Origin of the sequence: Stieleria varia (assembly GCF_038443385.1) — a bacterium.
Lineage (GTDB): Bacteria > Planctomycetota > Planctomycetia > Pirellulales > Pirellulaceae > Stieleria > Stieleria varia.
Map to the genome: position 1 here is coordinate 1,741,429 of NZ_CP151726.1, position 18,057 is coordinate 1,759,485.

At 57.2% G+C, this 18,057-nt stretch carries 13 protein-coding genes; 6 read left to right on the forward strand and 7 right to left on the reverse strand.

Annotated features, from left to right (window positions below):
• Positions 1–78: 78 nt before the first annotated feature.
• The gene (locus Pla52nx_RS06160; protein ID WP_231741930.1) at positions 79–2,352 is read right to left on the reverse strand and encodes a serine/threonine protein kinase; all 2,274 of its coding nucleotides are present in this window, start codon (positions 2,350–2,352) and stop codon (positions 79–81) included.
• A 653-nt stretch (positions 2,353–3,005) separates the two neighbouring features.
• Here Pla52nx_RS06160 and Pla52nx_RS06165 point away from each other — a divergent pair.
• On the forward strand, positions 3,006–4,190 hold the full coding sequence (locus tag Pla52nx_RS06165) for an amidohydrolase family protein (RefSeq protein ID WP_315855003.1): 1,185 nt from the start codon (positions 3,006–3,008) through the stop codon (positions 4,188–4,190).
• A 17-nt stretch (positions 4,191–4,207) separates the two neighbouring features.
• Complete coding sequence (locus Pla52nx_RS06170) at positions 4,208–5,230, forward strand: SAM-dependent methyltransferase (RefSeq protein WP_146520436.1); 1,023 nt, start codon at positions 4,208–4,210, stop codon at positions 5,228–5,230.
• A gap of 213 nt (positions 5,231–5,443) precedes the next feature.
• Here the strand turns inward: Pla52nx_RS06170 and ykgO are convergent, their stop codons facing one another.
• The gene (gene ykgO / locus Pla52nx_RS06175) at positions 5,444–5,596 is read right to left on the reverse strand and encodes a type B 50S ribosomal protein L36 (protein WP_094417406.1); all 153 of its coding nucleotides are present in this window, start codon (positions 5,594–5,596) and stop codon (positions 5,444–5,446) included.
• Between the two features lie 219 nt (positions 5,597–5,815).
• Between ykgO and larC the strand changes: the two genes are divergently transcribed.
• Positions 5,816–7,015 (forward strand): nickel pincer cofactor biosynthesis protein LarC, encoded by a 1,200-nt coding sequence (gene larC / locus Pla52nx_RS06180; protein ID WP_146519771.1) that lies wholly within the window; start codon positions 5,816–5,818, stop codon positions 7,013–7,015.
• Here the strand turns inward: larC and Pla52nx_RS06185 are convergent.
• Positions 7,000–10,287 carry a PSD1 and planctomycete cytochrome C domain-containing protein gene (locus tag Pla52nx_RS06185; protein ID WP_146519770.1) on the reverse strand — a complete coding sequence of 1,096 codons (3,288 nt, stop codon included), beginning with the start codon at positions 10,285–10,287 and terminating at the stop codon, positions 7,000–7,002. The two genes, larC and Pla52nx_RS06185, sit on opposite strands and share 16 nt — an antisense overlap.
• Entirely contained in the window at positions 10,284–11,681 is a 1,398-nt protein-coding gene (locus Pla52nx_RS06190) for a DUF1501 domain-containing protein (protein WP_146519769.1), read from the reverse strand. The genes Pla52nx_RS06185 and Pla52nx_RS06190 overlap by 4 nt, the downstream gene beginning before the upstream one ends.
• Before the next feature lie 302 nt (positions 11,682–11,983).
• Between Pla52nx_RS06190 and Pla52nx_RS06195 the strand changes: the two genes are divergently transcribed.
• A complete protein-coding gene (locus tag Pla52nx_RS06195; RefSeq protein ID WP_231741928.1) occupies positions 11,984–13,051 on the forward strand; it encodes an NAD(P)-binding domain-containing protein in 1,068 nt (355 codons plus the stop codon).
• Here Pla52nx_RS06195 and miaA read toward each other — a convergent pair.
• Entirely contained in the window at positions 13,036–14,043 is a 1,008-nt protein-coding gene (miaA, locus tag Pla52nx_RS06200; RefSeq protein ID WP_231741927.1) for a tRNA (adenosine(37)-N6)-dimethylallyltransferase MiaA, read from the reverse strand. The two genes, Pla52nx_RS06195 and miaA, sit on opposite strands and share 16 nt — an antisense overlap.
• Before the next feature lie 307 nt (positions 14,044–14,350).
• On the opposite strand from miaA, the gene Pla52nx_RS06205 reads away from it, so the two are divergent.
• Together Pla52nx_RS06205 and Pla52nx_RS06210 are read left to right on the forward strand one after the other, a co-directional pair.
• Complete coding sequence (locus tag Pla52nx_RS06205) at positions 14,351–14,875, forward strand: GNAT family N-acetyltransferase (protein ID WP_342190348.1); 525 nt, start codon at positions 14,351–14,353, stop codon at positions 14,873–14,875.
• Between the two features lie 599 nt (positions 14,876–15,474).
• Positions 15,475–15,825, forward strand: coding sequence for a DMT family protein (locus Pla52nx_RS06210; RefSeq protein ID WP_146519766.1), 351 nt, complete (start codon positions 15,475–15,477; stop codon positions 15,823–15,825).
• Positions 15,826–15,967: 142 nt separating this feature from the next.
• Here Pla52nx_RS06210 and pelA read toward each other — a convergent pair whose 3' ends face one another.
• Positions 15,968–17,035 carry a pectate lyase gene (gene pelA, locus Pla52nx_RS06215; RefSeq protein ID WP_197454540.1) on the reverse strand — a complete coding sequence of 356 codons (1,068 nt, stop codon included), beginning with the start codon at positions 17,033–17,035 and terminating at the stop codon, positions 15,968–15,970.
• A 140-nt stretch (positions 17,036–17,175) separates the two neighbouring features.
• Positions 17,176–17,988 carry a hypothetical protein gene (locus Pla52nx_RS06220; RefSeq protein ID WP_146519764.1) on the reverse strand — a complete coding sequence of 271 codons (813 nt, stop codon included), beginning with the start codon at positions 17,986–17,988 and terminating at the stop codon, positions 17,176–17,178.
• Positions 17,989–18,057 lie beyond the last annotated feature (69 nt).

The window sequence follows — 18,057 nt, forward strand, 5'->3', positions numbered from 1 at the left end:
GTGGGATCTTTGGCAAGATCCACTACGTTAAACCCTAACTTTTAGCTGTCCCAGATCACTAGAGCGATCGGTGGCGGGTCAAACTTTTGTTTGTAGGGTTTCCGTCAGGCCGGTGGAGCGAGTGGTCGCGGCGGTCTGCTGTGGAACTGCACGTTGCTTGCCTGTTCTGCGAACGAAGTACCACAGGAACAAGATGATCAACAGCACCGACAGCACCGCGGTGGCTCCTTCCCACAAGAGTTCCGATTGCATCGCGCCCACCGGCGCGAAGACTTTCGCCAATCGGTATTGAACCAGAACCATCAGGCTGGCTTTGGAATCTCCCGGCCGTCGTTCGGTTCCCAAGTCGTCCGCAGCGGGCAAGGCCACGGGCTCCATCGCGACGAGCCAGTTGCCCGCATAGTTCTCTGAATCATCGCCGCTGGAAACGGGGTCCACGTAGTCGATGTCGCCACCGGCAACGAGTTTGTCCATCGTCTTATGTTGCACTCGATAGACTTGCCCCTTGTGCTCGATCCCGGTCGCCAAGCGTTCTTCGAGATAGGGATGTTGCAATATGGTTCCACGCAAGGGCCCCTGACGAGCCTCCACCAATGCAGCGATCAGGTTGGCGCCCTCGCCTCCCTGCAGCAAATCAAACTTACCCAAGTTGGTCGTGACGACGAACACGGCATCGGGCTCAGCATCTTCGTCAACCTCTTCGTCATCTGCTTTGATCAATTCGCCGTTCTCGCCGATGTAGATGGGCAGGCTAACGGCCACTTTCCAAATCCCCGTTGCATCGCTGGAGAACGCGGAGGAAAGGTGTGTGTATTTCAGCGGTTCCACCGACTCGATCGGCGTGTCCTTGGGCAGATCGTTGGGCAATGCGTGAAAGTAAGTCCGGTAGGCAAAGTTGCGCCCCGCACTGCTTTTCTCACGGGTGACCGGATTGGCGTACGCGATGCTGAGAATCGTTCCATTCTTGTCGGTCACGAACATCGAGTCCAACTCGGGGCGACGCACGCCTGCGGGGATATCGACGTATCGCTGCAAGCGTTGTTGCAAGAAGTCTTCCATCGCTTGACGAGCCGGCACATCGAGCAGCGTTTCGCGGACGTCGGTGAGCTCGTACGCTTTCTCGGGCGTTCCTGCTGCAACGAGTTTCTCACGCATCTGGGTGGCTTGCGGGTCGTCGAGCAAATGACGTAGCGTTTGGATGAAATCGCCGCGACTGGATTCCGTTTTGCACATTCGGAAGTAACGCTCCAGCTCTCCTTCCAACGTTCGAGCCGCGAAGCGTGCGGTCAAGAGATTGCTGCCGTACGCTTCGTCACGCAATGCTTGACGTGTTTTGTCGCCTGCGTATGCAACCGTCCGACTGGCAAACCAGCTTGCCGCGGCCAACAGGATCAGCGGTCCGATCAGACCGAGCACCATCAATGGTCGTCGGGACCTGGCGCGTTCTCGCTCATCGAGATCCTGCAAGATCTCTTGAACGTTGGCGTAACGATTCGTCGGTTCAAAGGCTAGGCAACGCGAGATGATTCGCGTCAATGTGCGATCGACACCTGTTTGCTTGAGTTGTTCGCTCGGCGGACTGCTTTCTTGAATCGCTTGTCGGTATCGGGCCAAGCGTTTGGGCAGTGAACCGGCGGTGTCGAGCTGATCGACTACTTTTTCGTCACGATAAGGTGGTTTGCCGGTCAGCATCCGATACAGAATGGCGCCCGCGGCATAGACGTCCCAGCTCGAATCGGGTGTGGACTCCAGGTCGGCTTGTTCGGGTGCCATGTAGAACAGCGTGCCCAAGGCGGGCGTCTGATCGTGCGTCATCCGACTTTGACCGAAGTCGGCCAAGCGGGGTTCGTTGTCGTCGTCCAGCAACACGTTGGCGGGTTTCAAGTCACAGTGCAGGACGCCCTTGCTGTGACAGTGGTTCAATCCGACGCAAATCTTGTGAAACAATTCGACGGCTTCCGCGATCGGTAACTGTTCTCGGTGGGACAGCATCTCCTCCAGAGAACCGCCCGTGACCAATTCCATCACGTAGTATGGCGGGTCGGATTCCCAGCCGACCTCCAGGACTTGGACCACGTGTCGGTCGGCGGAGAGCTGGACGAGACTCTTGACCTCGTGGCTCAGCAATGACCAGTTGACGCCGCCTCGGTGCAGGAAAAATTTCACCGCGATCGGACGTCCGGTATTCAGATCTCGACCCGTCCAAACCTGGCCAAAGGCACCTGACCCGAGAAAGCGTTCCAGGCGGTACCCGGGCACTTCTGCCGGAGGCGTCGTGGCTTGCATGGACAGTTTTTGACTGGCCGATTGCGCGACGGGCGACTGTTGTTGAGTCAGATCCTCGTTACTCACAGACTTTTCTGCTCCGTCGTATGTTCAATGTTGAGTCCACCGGAGTGGGCAATCAAGTGGATCGGCAGCGAGTGGATGGATCGCAAGCGATGCACACCTGCAAAAAGCTCGAATGGGCATTGTCTCGTCACCCTGATTCCAGGATAGCGGCTTGTCTATCAATTGTAACGAACAACCGCCCGTTCTCCTTCCCCAACCCTCAATGAAATTTGAGGGGATTTTTGACAGAAAGCTTGCTGACTGGAGGCGTAAGAACCGGACGCTATCGCGTGGCGGCTGACAGGCGCAGTCTGTTGCGTGCCAATCCGTGCAGGCCGTTTCGTGCAAACGCGTTGCAAAAAAATCATTTCGTCATATGGATAATCCGGGATAAAGTCGTGTGCATCATGTGGCGGGGCAAAACATCCGACGGCCTCGACACTTTGGGGCCGATTGAAAGTAGAATCCGATTGCCATCTCGTCATGCGCACTTGCTGCAAACTCTGTCTGGGTCGGACACGATTGGCACGCTTTCCATCCCCAACCCCCCCTCAAATTTCATGCATCGGTTCATCGGCATCTTTCTTTTTTTGATTTTTCTCGGTGGTTCTGTTTCGGAGTCCGTGTTTGCGCAAGAAATCACGCCGGACGATGACGAAGCGACCGAGTTGGAGATGCCGTTGGATGGACGCGATGGTCGAGAGCTTCTGCTCCGCAATTTTAGGCCTCAGAGCAAGCTCGTCGTGGCGGAGCATCCGCGAAACGCAGCGGCTTTTCCAGTGATCGATGTGCACACGCACTTTCACTATCGCTTGCGGGGTAACGATCAAGCTCTGGACGATTTCGTCGGCCTGATGGATCGCAATCGGATCGCGGTTTGTGTCTCATTGGATGGGAAACTTGGCGGCCAGTTGAGCGCTCATTTGGAATGGCTGTGGCCCAAATACAAAAACCGCTTTGCCGTGTTTGCCAACGTCGATTGGCGTGGTGAAGCACCCACGGATGATCCAGCGGCATGGGCATGTCACCGTCCAGGGTTTGCCGAGCGGACGGCGGAGGAACTTGCCGAAGCGGTGGGGCGAGGTGTTTGCGGCCTGAAGGTCTTTAAGCAATTTGGACTCGGATACCGAAATCCGGACGGCACATTGATCGAGATCGATGATCCTCGTTGGGATCCGATTTGGGCCAAGTGCGGTGAGTTGGGAATCCCGGTGATCATTCACACCGCCGATCCCGCTGCTTTTTTTGATCCGATTGATGAAACGAACGAACGCTGGGAAGAACTCAGTCGCCATCCCGATTGGAGTTTTCACGGAGACCAGTTCCCCAGCCGCCAGGAGTTGTTGGAGGCTCGTAATCGTGTGATCGCTCGCCATCCCAAAACACAATTCATCGGCGCTCATATCGCCAACAATCCGGAAGACTTGGCGACGGTGGCCAAGTGGTTGGACACCTATCCGAACTTGTGGATTGAACCGGCATCACGAATCGGGGAACTGGGGCGCCAGCCCTTCACCGCACGCGAATTTTTGATCCGCTACGCAGATCGCTTACTCTTCGGCACCGATGGACCGTGGCCGGAAACACGCGTGCGTTTGTATTGGCGATTCTTTGAAACGCATGACGAATCGTTTCCGTACAGCGAAAAGGTTCCGCCGCCCCAGGGCATGTGGCAAATCCACGGTGTGAACTTGCCACCGGACGTGTTGAAAAAACTTTATTACGAAAACGCTGAGAAACTGATTCCCGGAATTGCCGAGCGTCTGCAATGGTATCGCGAGAATACGCCCGCGATGTCGGACGAAACACCTCAGAGTGACAGCGAAGAAAAACAAAACCAGAGCAGGACGAACCGTTGAGCGAACCCACCTTTGCGATGATGACTTGCGCCTTTGGCGCAGAGCAGGCAGTGAAGCAGGCGATGGCCGAGGACGGCTGGCGACTGGCCTTTTCACGCCCCGGTTTCGTCACGGCCAAACACGACGAGCAAACGGCATTGCCACACGGTATCTTTGTCCGCACTGCTTCGTATTCATTGGGACATCTGCGCAACAGCGATGGCGGGCAGCAGATCGCCGGCCTGGCAGAGTTGCTTGCCAGCGCCACCGCTGCCAAACAACCGTTTGATCAATTGCACGTGTGGCCGCGTGACCGTGCGCCGATCGGTCGTTTCGGATTCGAGCCCGGTATTGATGAAGTTTCCCGGGCGGTGGCCGACGAAATCCAAAAGGCACTCGGTAAAACGCATTTGCGTTGCGGCAGCGCGAATCAGATCGCGCAAGCCGATCAGCGTGTGCTGGACATCGTGTTGGTCGATCCGTCGGATTGGTTCATAGGTTGGCACACCGCCAAGACATGGCCGACCCGTTGGCCCGGTGGCGTTCAGCCGATGGATCCCGCCGAGGAACCCGTCTCGCGCGCGTACTACAAGGCCGCCGAAGCGATCACGTGGTCTGGATTTGACTTGCAACGTGGAGACATCGCCGTTGAGATCGGCAGTTCACCCGGCGGTGCATGCGGCCGGTTGCTGGAACTCGGGATGCGAGTGATCGGTATCGATCCGGCCGAAATGGATCCACGGATCGCAGAACACCCTCAGTTCACTCACCTGCGAGCCCGCGCGGGTGATCTACCGCGAAAGACCTACACGGGTGCCAAGTGGTTGCTGGTGGATTCGAATGTCAAACCCGCCAAGACGTTGACGACGGTAGCGAACATCGTGACGCATCAGTACAGCACGTTTGGTGGGCTGCTGATCACGATGAAATTGGGCGACTACGACGCAGCGAAGCAGATTCCGGCGTGGACGCGTGAGATTGAGAAATGGCGTCCCAAGAAAATGGAGGTCCGTCAATTGGCCCGCAATCGATGCGAAGTTTGTTTTGCAGTGACGATGTGAAGGGACTGGAGTCGTATTGTCGGTCATGGGTGACGGACGTCGGTCAAGAGTGACCGACCTACATTGAAGACGACGGTCTGCAAGTGAGTGGGATTCTGTTGCAGGGTTGTACGTGCGCAAAGAATAACGCCAGCCGGTTGGGCTGGCGTTGGATGGATGATTCGTTTCACTGACGGTGGCCAGCAATCGACCGGAGTTCACTCGATCGGGGTTCTAGCGACGGGTCTTTTTGACCTTGGCGCCGCCCTGACGGACTTTGAATTTCGGATTGCTTTTGCAAATCACGTAAACGCGGCCGCGACGTTTCACCACCTGGCAATCAGGGTGGCGATATTTCAGGGCACCAATGCTGCTGACAACTTTCATCGGATCGATCAGATTCGGTGGGTACGGTACAGTGAGCGGCCGAGGGAAAACGTCTCGGCCAACGATATGATTCAGTCAGGGGAGCCTGTGTGTTTCGCACATCTCTGTCGCGGATGTCCATCACGGACGCCGGTCAGGATCGCTCCCCATGGGATTTCGGTCCCAGAGTATAACGACACACCCTTAGGCATCAACGTCAAACTCAGGAATACACCCCACATGGTACGGATTGCGTATTTTGACTGTTTCAGCGGCATCAGCGGCGATATGACCTTGGGAGCCCTCATCGATTTGGGGGTTCCCGTGGAGCGGATCGAGTCCGCCGTGCGTTCGATGCGGTTGCCCGAGCTGTCGATCACCGCGGAACAGGTGAAAAAGTGCGGATTTCGGGCCTTGCACGTCAAAATCACCCACCCCCCCGAGCATGCCCACCGGCACCTGCACCACATCACGGACATGATCGATCGGGCGGACGAAGTCTCCGAGGCGGCGAAGGATTTGGCGAAGCGGATTTTTCACGAAGTGGCGGTTGCCGAAGCCAAGGTGCATGGCTCGACCATGGAAAAAGTCCACTTTCACGAGGTCGGTGCGATCGATTCCATCGCGGACATCGTGGGCACCGCCGTCGCCCTGGACCATTTGGGGGTCCAGACGATTCATGCCGCACCGGTCCCCACAGGCAACGGCTCGATCACGATCGCCCACGGCCGCGTCGCGATCCCGGCACCCGCGACGGCGGAAATCCTGACCGGCATTCCGCTTGCTCCTTGCGAGATCACGGGCGAGCTGACGACGCCGACCGGGGCGGCGATCCTGAAATCACTTGCGACCTCGTTCGGTGGATTGCCGGCGATGAAGATCGAAGCCGTCGGATACGGAGCGGGCACGATGGATTTGGACGGACAAGCCAACGTGTTGCGGGTGCTGTTGGGTGAAATCGAATCGGACGCGACCACGATGGGGCCGATCCAGTCCGATCGTATCGCGGTCTTGGAAACCAATCTCGACGACTCCACGCCGGAGCAACTGGCGGATTGTGCCGAACGCTTGATGGCCGCCGGTGCGTTGGATGTGATTCAGATTCCATGCATGATGAAGAAAGGTCGTTGCGGAGTGATCGTTTCGGTGATCACGCCGACCACCCGCATCGCGCTGATGGAGCAGATTCTGTTTCAGCACTCCTCCGCGATCGGCATTCGGCGACACTTGGCCGACCGCCACAAACTGGTTCGTACTAGCGTCAATGTCGAAACGACGATGGGGCCGGTGCGTGGTAAGGTCGTCGTGGTACCTGGACTTGGCGAACGGTTCACGGTCGAGGACGACGATGCACGAGCGGTCGCGACGGCCAATCAAACGACGGGTCAAGAAGTCCGGCGGCTCGCCCGAGACGCATGGGACGATCAACGCAAGAAGTAGAACGCTTTCATGTTCCACAACGCGTGGGCAAAGTCTGCCCAGGCTTTGGAGCGGTCGCCTTGATAGGCCCCTGTTTGTGCTTCGATGAAATCAAGATACCGCTGGATGTCGCCGTCGGTAGGAATTTCGCCGTGCGCGGCGCCGACCATCTCGATGATGCGTTGACGCTCGTCAGACTGCTGCTGTATCGCTCGGTTGGACCACAGTTTGGCTTGCTCGACCACAAACGGATCGTTCATCAATGCGAGTGCTTGCGCGGGGACGTTCGACTCACTGCGTCGCCCTTTGGGGCCGAACGGGTTGGGCATGTCGAACGTGGTCAAGAATGGATTAAGGAAGTTTCGGTAGATCGACAGATAGATGCTTCGGCGACCGTCTCCATCAAGCGGACCGCTGCCTCGCGCACCGCGGCCGGTCATGTACGCCGTGCGGTGAGTCGCAACGCTGGGGCCGAACATCCGGCTGTCCAACCGTCCTGAAATCGCCAGGATCGCATCACGAATCGATTCCGCAGGCAGGCGTCGCACGCTCATGCGGTGCAGCAGACGGTTGGTCGGATCGGCAACGGAGACGATTGCCGAATCCAGTTCCGGATGAGCCACACTGGCTTGACGATACGTCCGCGAAAGCACCATCGTGCGAATCGCTTGTTTCATTGACCAGCCGCTGTCCACGAAGTCCAACGCCAACTGATCGAGCAGCTTGGGATGCGACGGCGGTCGGCCTTGTGGTCCAAAGTCATCGACCGTCTCGACCAAACCACGGCCGAACAGATGATGCCACAGCCGATTGACAAACACGCGTGAGGTCAGCGGGTTGGCCGGATCGACCACGCGTTGGGCCATTTCGAGTCGCGATTCATTTTCCCCGCCCAACGCGGTCAAGAAACGCGGTGTCAATTCGTCGCCCAAATTCGTATGGCTGCCACGAATATAGATGTGAGGCTTTTCAAAGCTGCCCTGCGCCATGGCGACCACGTAGCGGGGATGCGGCATCTGCTTGGCCAGCTTTGCGGCGGCAGCCAATGGTTCGGTTGCCTGAGGTACCAAGTCCGACCAAGTCACGACGCCTTGTTGCAGCATCCACTCAACGAAGTCGTCCCGATTGCCGGAGGCGAGAGCCGCGATCGCCTGCGTCCATCGTTGCGACACGTCGGCGTCCTGTTGGAGCAGAGTGTCAACCAGCGGCTCGGGCGAGGCACGCGGCGAACCACGTTCGGAAAACCAGATTTGATCCACAGCAATCGATCGATCCGATTCGTCGATGAACTCAAGGTAGGCATTGTGCCCGAGGTACTTTTTCAAGTCTCCACTGATGGACCGCCATGCCCACTGACCGTCCGTATCGGCCTCTTTGCCCTTCATGATCGTGCCATTGAAAAGCAGTGCGCTGAAGTGCGCCATTTGATAGTTGTCGATGACCAGACGCACGGTCTGGCCGGGGCCCGATCGCATGCGGATGTGGATGTTGGGAGTTGTGATCGTAAAGGTCGGGGAGCGCAGGATCCCGCGCGCACGACCGCCCAACACTCCGCTGTCCACCGTACCGGCCATGGGAAACGACGCGGCGTCCTTGTTGGTCGGAAACGACAACGATTGGTCTACCGCCTGAAAAGCGATGCCAGAGGTGGTCCAGCCGCTGGGCAGCGCGCCAGAGTCGAAATCTGCAAACAGTGTGCTGGTGTCTTTGAACTCCTGCCACTGCTTGCTGATCGCGGCTTGGGTTTTCTGCAGCGGCGCGATTTGATTGCTGTCCGCCAGGTGAGAGGCGATCGCGAGAGCGGCGGACGGACTCTTCTTGTCGGCGTCGTGTTGTTTCGTCAGCAGGTCGACCCAACGCGTCAGATGTTCGGCAGAGAGTTTTTGTTGTTTGGCGAGTGTGTCGATGGCTGCGGAGTCTGGTTTTGATTCGCCAGAAAGCAGGGTTTTGCAAGCCTCGAGGTAGGCGGGCAAGTCGTAGGAGAGATTTGAACTCGCAGCGGATTGTGTGACCGCATTGCCCGCTTGTTGCAACTGTTGGCGGATCGCATTGGCGCTGTTCTTGATCTCACGGTGCGGATCCAACGGGTACAACTGGCGACAACTGCTGTGCAAGTAACCGGTCAAGGCGTAGTAGTCCGCGGTCGAAATCGCGTCGAACTTGTGGTCGTGGCATTGGGCGCACGCGATCGTCAGCCCCAGAAACGCTTTGCCGAACACGTCGATTTGGTTCGCCATGATATCGGCTTCGTTCTGCAACACATTCGTCGGCGCATGCGTCGCTTCGTGCAAGTACCAGAATCCAGTACCAATGATCGATTCGTTGAAATCATCTGTGGGATGACGTCGCGGGTTCTCGATCAAATCGCCCGCAATGTGTTCCAAGACAAACTGGTCGTAGGGGACATCGGCATTGATCGCACGGATCAAGTAATCGCGATACTCGGTCGCGTGGTCGATGGGGTAATCGAACTCGTGACCGTAGGTTTCCGCATAACGCACCAGATCCATCCAGTGTCGAGCCCACTTTTCGCCGAACTGTTTTGAGTCAAGTAATCGGTCCACGACGCGCGCGTACGCTTGAGGTGATTCGTCAGCCACAAACGCATCGATTTCTGCGAGGGTCGGTGGCAATCCGGTCAAGTCAAAGGTGACGCGTCGAATCCAGGTCCGCCGATCGGCGTCGGTGGCCGGTCGCAATTTGGCAGACTCCAACGCGGAGAGGATGAAGTGGTCCAACGGCTGGGTCGGCCATTGCGAATCCCTGACGCTTGGCAATTCCTGGCGAACCGGCGCACGCCAGCTCCAGTGGGTTTCGAAGCGTTCGCGCAAGTCAAACGCATCCGTCGCCGCGTGCTGCTTGGCCTCCGTTCGCGGATCGGGTGCTCCCATCTGGACCCATTGCTCGATCGCAGCGATTTTGTCGGCGCTCATTTTGGAGCTTGGCGGCATCGCCGAGACGACGTTTTCGGTGTAGCGAACGGCATCCACGATCAGGCTGCCGTCGACGTCACCGGGGATGATCGCCGGTCCCGAGTCGCCACCGGTCATCCAACCGGGTTTGGAATCGAGCAGCAAACCGGCTTCGACATCCTCGGCGTCGGCGCTGTGGCATTCGTAGCAGTGCTCCACCAGAATCGGACGAATCTTGGTTTCAAAGAAACTCAATTGATCTGCGTCGACGGTTTCGTCTTGTTGAGCAAACGCGACCGATGCCAGAGTGGCGAACACAAACGGGATGGCGAAACAGTAATGCAATGTCTTGTTGATCGTCTTGTTGGTTGGGCGGTTCATGCGATCACCTCCTGGATGAGTTTTCCGTGCACATCGGTCAGTCGCATGTCTCGTCCGCTGAATCGAAACGTGCTGCGCGTGTGATCCAGTCCCATCAGGTGCAACATTGTTGCGTGCAAGTCGTGGATTTCGAAACGATTTTCGACGGCCCGATATCCCCAGTCATCCGTCTCGCCGACACTGACACCGGGTTTGATTCCTCCGCCGGCCATCCACATGGTGAAACCGAACGGATTGTGATCGCGACCGTTGGTTCCTTGCGCGAACGGCGTTCGACCGAACTCACCGCCCCACACCACCAAAGTCGAATCCAATAGTCCGGTACGTTTCAGGTCGTTGATCAATGCGGCGATCGGTTGATCGACGGTCAAGCAATTCTTGTTGTGTCCGTCGAGCAAGTTGCTGTGTTGATCCCAACGATCACCGTTGCCATCTGGACAAGTCAATTCAATGAAGCGGACGCCGCGTTGCACAAGACGTCGAGCGAGCAAGCATTGTCTGCCAAAGATTTGCGTGTTTTTGAAATCAGATTCCATCCCGTAGAGACGTTGTGTCTCGGCGGTTTCATCGGACAAGTCCGTCAACTCGGGAACGGATGTTTGCATGCGATAGGCGGTTTCAAAATTCTCGATTGCTGCTTCGAGTTCGGGATCCTGTTGTGATTGAATCAAAGTGCGTTCATCCATTTCGCGGATCAAATCCAGTTTGCTGCGCTGATGCGCCGAACTGGGTTCGCTCGGTGCCACGTTCGCGATCGGTTGTGTTTGCGGCAGAAACACTGATCCTTGATAGGCCGACGGCAAAAAGCCCGATCCGAAACAGTCCAGTCCGCCCGGCGGAATCAAGCCGCCGTTGAGGACGACGAAGCCTGGCAGATTTTCGTTTTCGGTGCCCAGCCCGTATCCCATCCATGCGCCCATGCTCGGTCGGCCTTGCAAACCGTTGCCCGTGTGCAAAAAGTAGTTGGCAAAGGTGTGTTCAGAGAAATTGGACGTCATCGATTTCACAAACGACAAATCGTCCACCACCGTGGCGAGATGCGGAAAGAGACCGCTGACCCACGCACCGCTTTCGCCGTGCCGTTTGAACTCCCACGGGCTACGTAAGATCTTGCCCACGTTGTCAAATTGCGTCGGAGCCAGTTTGCCGATCACCTCACCGGGGCTCTTGCCGTCGAATTTTTCCAGCATCGGTTTGTAGTCGAACGTGTCGACTTGGCTGGGGCCACCGTCCATGTACAGAAAGATGACGCTTTTTGCCGTGGCGGGGAAATGGGTCGGCTTGGGGGCCATCGGAGACGTTGAGGATGTCGGTTCCTCGCTGGCATGTCCGTTACTGGCCAAGATCGAGGCAAGTGCCAGAGAGCCGAACCCGCACGCCGTGTTGCGTAGCATGTCTCGTCGATTGTGGGGGCGGGACACGAATCGGCCGCAGTGACCGCGTGGTTTGGGTCCCTGTGAATTTGATCCCTGGAAGGGCATCCTGAAACTCATGGTGGTTCCATGTGTTGTGAATGGCGGTTGGGCGGCTGCAGAGGGGCGGCCACGGGTGGGAATTTCATTATAGACTCATGCGCGGCGCAGTGGCAGACTGATGTCGATGTCCCCCGTGTTTTTCAACATTCCGGTGCACATTGGCATCGATGTTACAATGCCCTGGAGAAACAAAAACAAACTCCATTTTTTACGCAGTAATCTTGAACGACGTCCTACAGCAATCCGAATCGCTTCCTGTCCTGATCGTCGGTGCCGGGCCGATCGGGTTGGAATTGTCCGTGGCTCTGCACCGATGTGCGATCGAGCATCTCGTTCTGGACGCTGGTTCGATTGGGCAAACGATGTCGTGGTGGGCGCCTGGGACGCGTTGGTTCAGCAGCAATGAGCGGATCGCCATTGCTGGGGTTCCACTATTGACGCCGGATCAGGGCAAGGCGACGCGGGAGCAGTATTTGACGTACTTGAGATCCGTCGTCGCGCAATTCCAATTGCCGGTGTGCACGTTTGAATCTGTCATCGATGTTCGGCCAGACGCGGCCGGCTACGTTGTTACCACCCGTTCAACCGCTGGCGAAAATACCTACCGTTGCGGCGCGGTGGTGTTGGCGATCGGCGGCACGGATCGACCACGACGCTTGGGTGTCCCTGGCGAGGACTTGGCGCACGTCGACGGCTATCTCAGAGAACCACATCGTTATGCGGGACGACGCGTGGTGATTGTGGGTGGACGCAACAGCGCGGTCGAGGCTGCGTTGAGACTTCATCATGCCGGGGCACGGGTCACGCTTTGTCATCGCGGGGAGGAGTTGCCCGAAGACGGAATCAAGTACTGGCTGTTGCCTGAGATCAAAGGCTTGATCGCCGCAGAACGTATCCGAGGCTGTTTCGGTTGCGTCGTCACCGAGATCACGCCGTCACACGTTGTGGCCCAGTCATCACAGGGAGAGCGGCGTCTTGCGGCGGACGACGTGTTGACGTTGATCGGCTACGAACAAGACAAGACGTTGCTGCAACGGATCGGCATCGAGCTGACGGGCGAAAACTTGCGACCCCAGTTCGATTCCGAAACGATGGAAACGAACTTGCCTCGCATCTACATCGCGGGGACGGCCGTCGCGGGAACACAGACGAGCAAGTACAAGACGTTTTTGGAGAATTGCCACGACCATGTTGACAAGATTGTTACGCATTTGACCGGCGCGCATGGTGATCATGTCGAAAGCGTGAAACCCTATGCGCGACAGATCGTTTCTCAGCCTGAGAGCTGATCAAGACCTGCAGGTTGATCATGGCTCGTAATCTGATTAACGATCGTTGTGACATCCAAGGGATCGTTGACGGTGATCGGCGTGATCTCACTGAAGGAACGGAACCAGGTTTCTTGACGGCGAGCCAATTGCCGCGTGTGCGCCGCGACTTGTTCTTTCAAAGCGGCAAGATCACGTGCAGACAAGTCATCGTGGACCACGGGTAGGATTTCACGATACCCGACGGCTTGGCACGCAGTGCGAGATAATTGGCCGTAGCGGCCGACCAACTTTTTGACTTCGTCGACTAAACCTTGCTCAAACATTTCATCGACGCGACGGTTGATGCGTGCGTGCAGTTGTTCTCGTGGCCATTGGAATGCGAACACGCGACAGTCCGAGGCGGCGCATCCTTTGTCGAACTGATTCTGTTGGTGGCTCAGCGGGATGCCGGTTTGTTTGACAACCTCAAGCGCGCGGATCATGCGGCGGGTGTCGCCTAGGTCGATACGGTGGGCGGCCAGCGGGTCGGCTTGCATCAGTCGCGCGTGCAAGGCTTGTGCGCCGTGCTCCTCCAAGTCGGCTTCGACTGATCGCCGAAACTCCCAGTCGGGCGGCGGACCGGTGTCAAATCCCCTCAAGACGGCTTTGAGAAACATCGGCGTTCCGCCGACGAAGATCGCTGCGCCGCCACGGCCGCGGATTTCATCGACCAAACGGTGCGCCAATTTTAGATAACACGCCACGCTGAAATCTTCGTCGGGCGCCACCAGATCGATCAGGTGATGCGGGACGCGTTGTCTGTCTTGCTCGCTGGGTTTGGCTGTCCCGATGTCCATTTCACGGTAGACCGCGATGGAATCGAGCGACAGGATCTCGCCGCCGATCCGCTGCGCCAGTTCGACGGCCACCGAGGACTTTCCGGATGCGGTGGGGCCGGTCAAAACGATTGACTTATCCACCAGCGGTGCGAACACTTGGTGGTCTGGTGATGTGTCAGGTGGAATGGACAAGTTGCAGTGGGGGATCGGGGACTGACGGAGTCCGTCGGATCCGGATGAAAAGGAGCGTGTTTTGATGATTATTCCGTTCCGTCAACGTACTTCGTCAGGCCGGATCCTACTATCCGGGATCGATTGACCCGCCGCTGGGCTAGGACCGTGGTACGCTGCAGTGGTGCTCGACGTGACGGCGTGCTCGGCAAACGCTGGGATTTGGTGATCGCTGGGTTTCGGTGATCGCCGTGTGGGTTGTGGCCGAGTCGGAAGTGAACGACCAGGGGGATCAGCTATGGGACTGACCTATTTCAAACGATTTCGAATGGATTTCAATCTGGCCGATTGGAGTCCGCCGACGTTGGTGATACCTGCCGGCTATGAGTTGGTGCCCTTTAGCGACGGGATCATTCGGGATCACGCGATGGCCAAGTACGACAGTTTTCGCGAAGAACTCGACGCGAACGTCTTTCCCTGTCTGGCTCGCCGTGACGGATGTCTGCGGTTGATGAATGAAATCACCAGCCGGTCCAACTTCGTCCCTCAGTCCACTTGGTTGATCCGTTTCCATCCCCCTGGCGAGCCGCCGCAACCGGTGGGTACCGTTCAGGGGTTGCGGCAAGACGGCTGGGGCGCAATCCAGAACCTGGGGATCTCACCGGAGCACCGTGGCCGTGGCTTGGGCTCTATTTTACTGATGCGTTCGGCGATGGGATTTCGCTCGACTGGTTTGCGAAAGATGCATCTGGAGGTCACGACGGAGAACACCGGCGCGGTGCGACTCTACGAACGACTCGGATTCAAACGAGCTCAAGTCGTCTACAAAGCTGCGGACGTCGCCGGCGTTTGAGCCGATGGTGGTGTCTCGGGTATTGGATCAGCCGGAGTGCGCTGGGCTGTTCAAAATATGGGGTTGTGGCATTTTGGGTTTGCGCAAGTTTATGTCCCTACTGCCGGCGAAGCTGGTGGACTCCAGTGAGCCTCAGGCGCTAGCCGTGGGCCTGAGGCGGATTGTGGTGCCGGCCCACGGCTAGCGCCTGAGGCTCACTTTGATTGCGACAGGTGGAACAAAAACATTGACAAAAAAAGCAGTGTCAACACTGGGCTGTTCAAAATATGGGGTTGTGGCATTTTGGGTTTGCGCAAGTCTATGTCCCTACTGCCGGCGAAGCTGGTGGACTCCAGTGAGCCTCAGGCGCTAGCCGTGGGCCTGAGGCGGATTGTGGTGCCGGCCCACGGCTAGCGCCTGAGGCTCACTTTGATTGCGACTCCATTCGACGTGACGTCGAATGGCGCACTGGTTGTTCCAGGTGCTGGAAAATGTCGGGAGGTGGAGCCTGTCGAGATTCACGAGTCTCTCATATTCTACCGAATTGTCGAATGTTCAGCTTCCAGACGATTGGCAACCAGGATGCTCACCCCCACGATTCGTACACGGAGAAGGCTTGAATGGGACCTGTGTTTTGGAAGACGGCGTGCTTGCTGGTGCTGTCGAACGTGTTCATGACGTTCGCATGGTACGCACACTTAAAGAACCTTGATGGTCGGCCGTGGATGATCGCGGTGTTGGTGAGTTGGGGAATCGCATTTTTCGAGTATCTGATCCAGGTGCCGGCGAACCGGATCGGGTACACGCAGATGAATCTCGGACAGTTAAAGATTCTGCAGGAGGTCATCACGCTGTCGGTCTTCGTCCCGTTCGCCGTCTTTTACATGAATCAGCCGCTGAAACTCGATTACTTGTGGGCGGCGTTTTGCATCATGGGTGCCGTGTACTTTGTCTTCCGATCGGCTGCGTGATGTCATGGCATCGGATGTCGTGACATCCGATGCTCGCCCGCCATCCGCTCCAACGCGACGGCTGGACGCTGGTCGGTGGAACGACCGCGTCGGCCATCTGAATGATTCACGCTCTCGTGTTGTCGTGCGAATGTATTGCAGACTATAGATTCGGTTTTGCTGCAATCCGCTGTTTCCATTGCAGATACTCGCGGTCCAAGAGTTTTTGCGGCCAGTTGCCGTACCAAGCGTAACCGTTTCTCCGTTCGTATCCGATGTCAGCGACTGCCTGTTTAGGAACCCCGTCGCGATCAACGAATACAGGAGTGTTGCTGTGGATATCATAGAAGCGTGCCCACAATGGCGATGCCTTGGGGTCAGCGACAACAACCAAGTTCACACCCTTTGGACCGTTCTGGTCTTTCTCTTTGACGAGACGAATTCCCTGGAGTTTCGCTTTTTCGAACCAAGCCACCGCCGCCTCAACAGACTTCACGATCTCGGGCGTAGGGTTCTCAATGCTCATTAGCAGTCGCGTGATGCCCACGGACTCAGACCCGCTGAGAGTCGCCAATTCGTAGGCACGTCCCGATTGCGCTCGAAAGTCGATCTCGTCGTGCTGGGCACACCAGACCGTCAGCGCACCGTCGACCCTGATTTGACATTTGAGAATGCACTCGATTCCACGGTCGAAAGCGTTCGCTGCTGTCTGACGGCGTTCGTCATCTACAAAGAGGTAGGCTTTCGTTGTGGCGACCTCGCGAACAAAAGAGAGGAGGCGGACCATGGCGCCATCGTTGAATGTGATGTGGCGATGATAGCCAGTGCCCGGTGGCGAGAGTTGTGGCCATCCACCGTTTTCGTATTGGCCACGGAGCACATAGTCGAGGCCGCGGTCAAATGCGTCGCGGTATGCTTGTTCATTTGTTGCCGTATAGATGCGACCAAGGAACCGTAACTCATCGGTGGTCGCCCCGTTGTCGTAGGTTCCCTTCAGTTTCGTGCGGTCGCCCGTAAAGGGACGCTCTGTGGTGTCTAAATTTTTGGGCCAGCCACCCAGGTCGCTTTGGAAGGACAAAATGTTGCTGGCAATCCGCTTCGCCTCGTCTCCCGCGAACCAAGCCTGGTTCCTATCAAGGAAGTCTTTGGGAGCAGCATGAGCCGATCCCTCAAGGGTTAGTAACGCGGCGGGCATCAACGCGACGATCATGAAAAGGAACTGTGAAGGCATGAGGTTGGGACCGTTCAATTCAGGAGAGAGGTAAAACGTGAGTCTGTCGCATAAAACGGCGACATGCCGGGAATGGGCAAAGATAGGGTGAAAATTCCGTGGCCTGTCAGGACTTCTGGCGAATCCCACTACGCGGGTAGTTAGTGTCTCGGAGAGATGCTTCTGCGTGGCGGCAGGATGAAGTAGGGGACCACGGCGTAAGTCCGCGGACCGAAATCCCAGAGCCATGGGGTGCCCGGTTCGATGCGACGGTGACCGGCTTGGAAGACTTGGCGCGCCGAGTCGAGCACGGATGCGGGTTGCATGCCGCTGAAAAAGTTGCCGGCCAGCATGGCGTCACGCAAAACAGGGGCGAGTTGTTCCTCCGGCACTTGAGCGAGCCCGGGCAGCGTGTCCGATGAAACGAATTCGGTCGTCAGCAAAGCGGTTCCCTCAGGAGACAACATGCGATCGATGATTTCAAAATGTCGCGTTCGGACGTGATGAAGTCGCTCGGAGATCACAACGGGATCGTTGACGCCGAGACCGGCCAGTTGTGCCAACTCCCGCTCGATCATCTGCGACAACAAACCAACCGATGCGATGACTTGGAACGGTTCCAGCGACTGCAGCTCACTCGAGTGAGTCGACAAGTCGATCGCTGGCGGGATCTCGATTCGATCGCTTGGCCACAGGTCCTCGTGTACTTTTGCTTGCCGCTCCACTCCTGCGACCACCGCATTCCGATCCCAATCCAGCAAAGTGATTTGATGGAAACGCTGCAGCAACGGGTGCAAATCCACGTCATTGAGATTCCCCGCCCCGAGGACCGCCAAACGCATTTCTGAGTCCACCGCTCCCGACTCTGTCCCCAGCCGGTTTACCCAATCACTAACGCGACGACGATGCGTGGAAAAGCTGTCCCAGCGATCACGTGATCGAAGATTGCGAGAGACAGATTCGGGAAGGTCCACGATGGGCAATTCTTTTGGGAGTCAAGGACACGACGCTTTCTGACGATACGGCATCATGTCAAAGTGGCC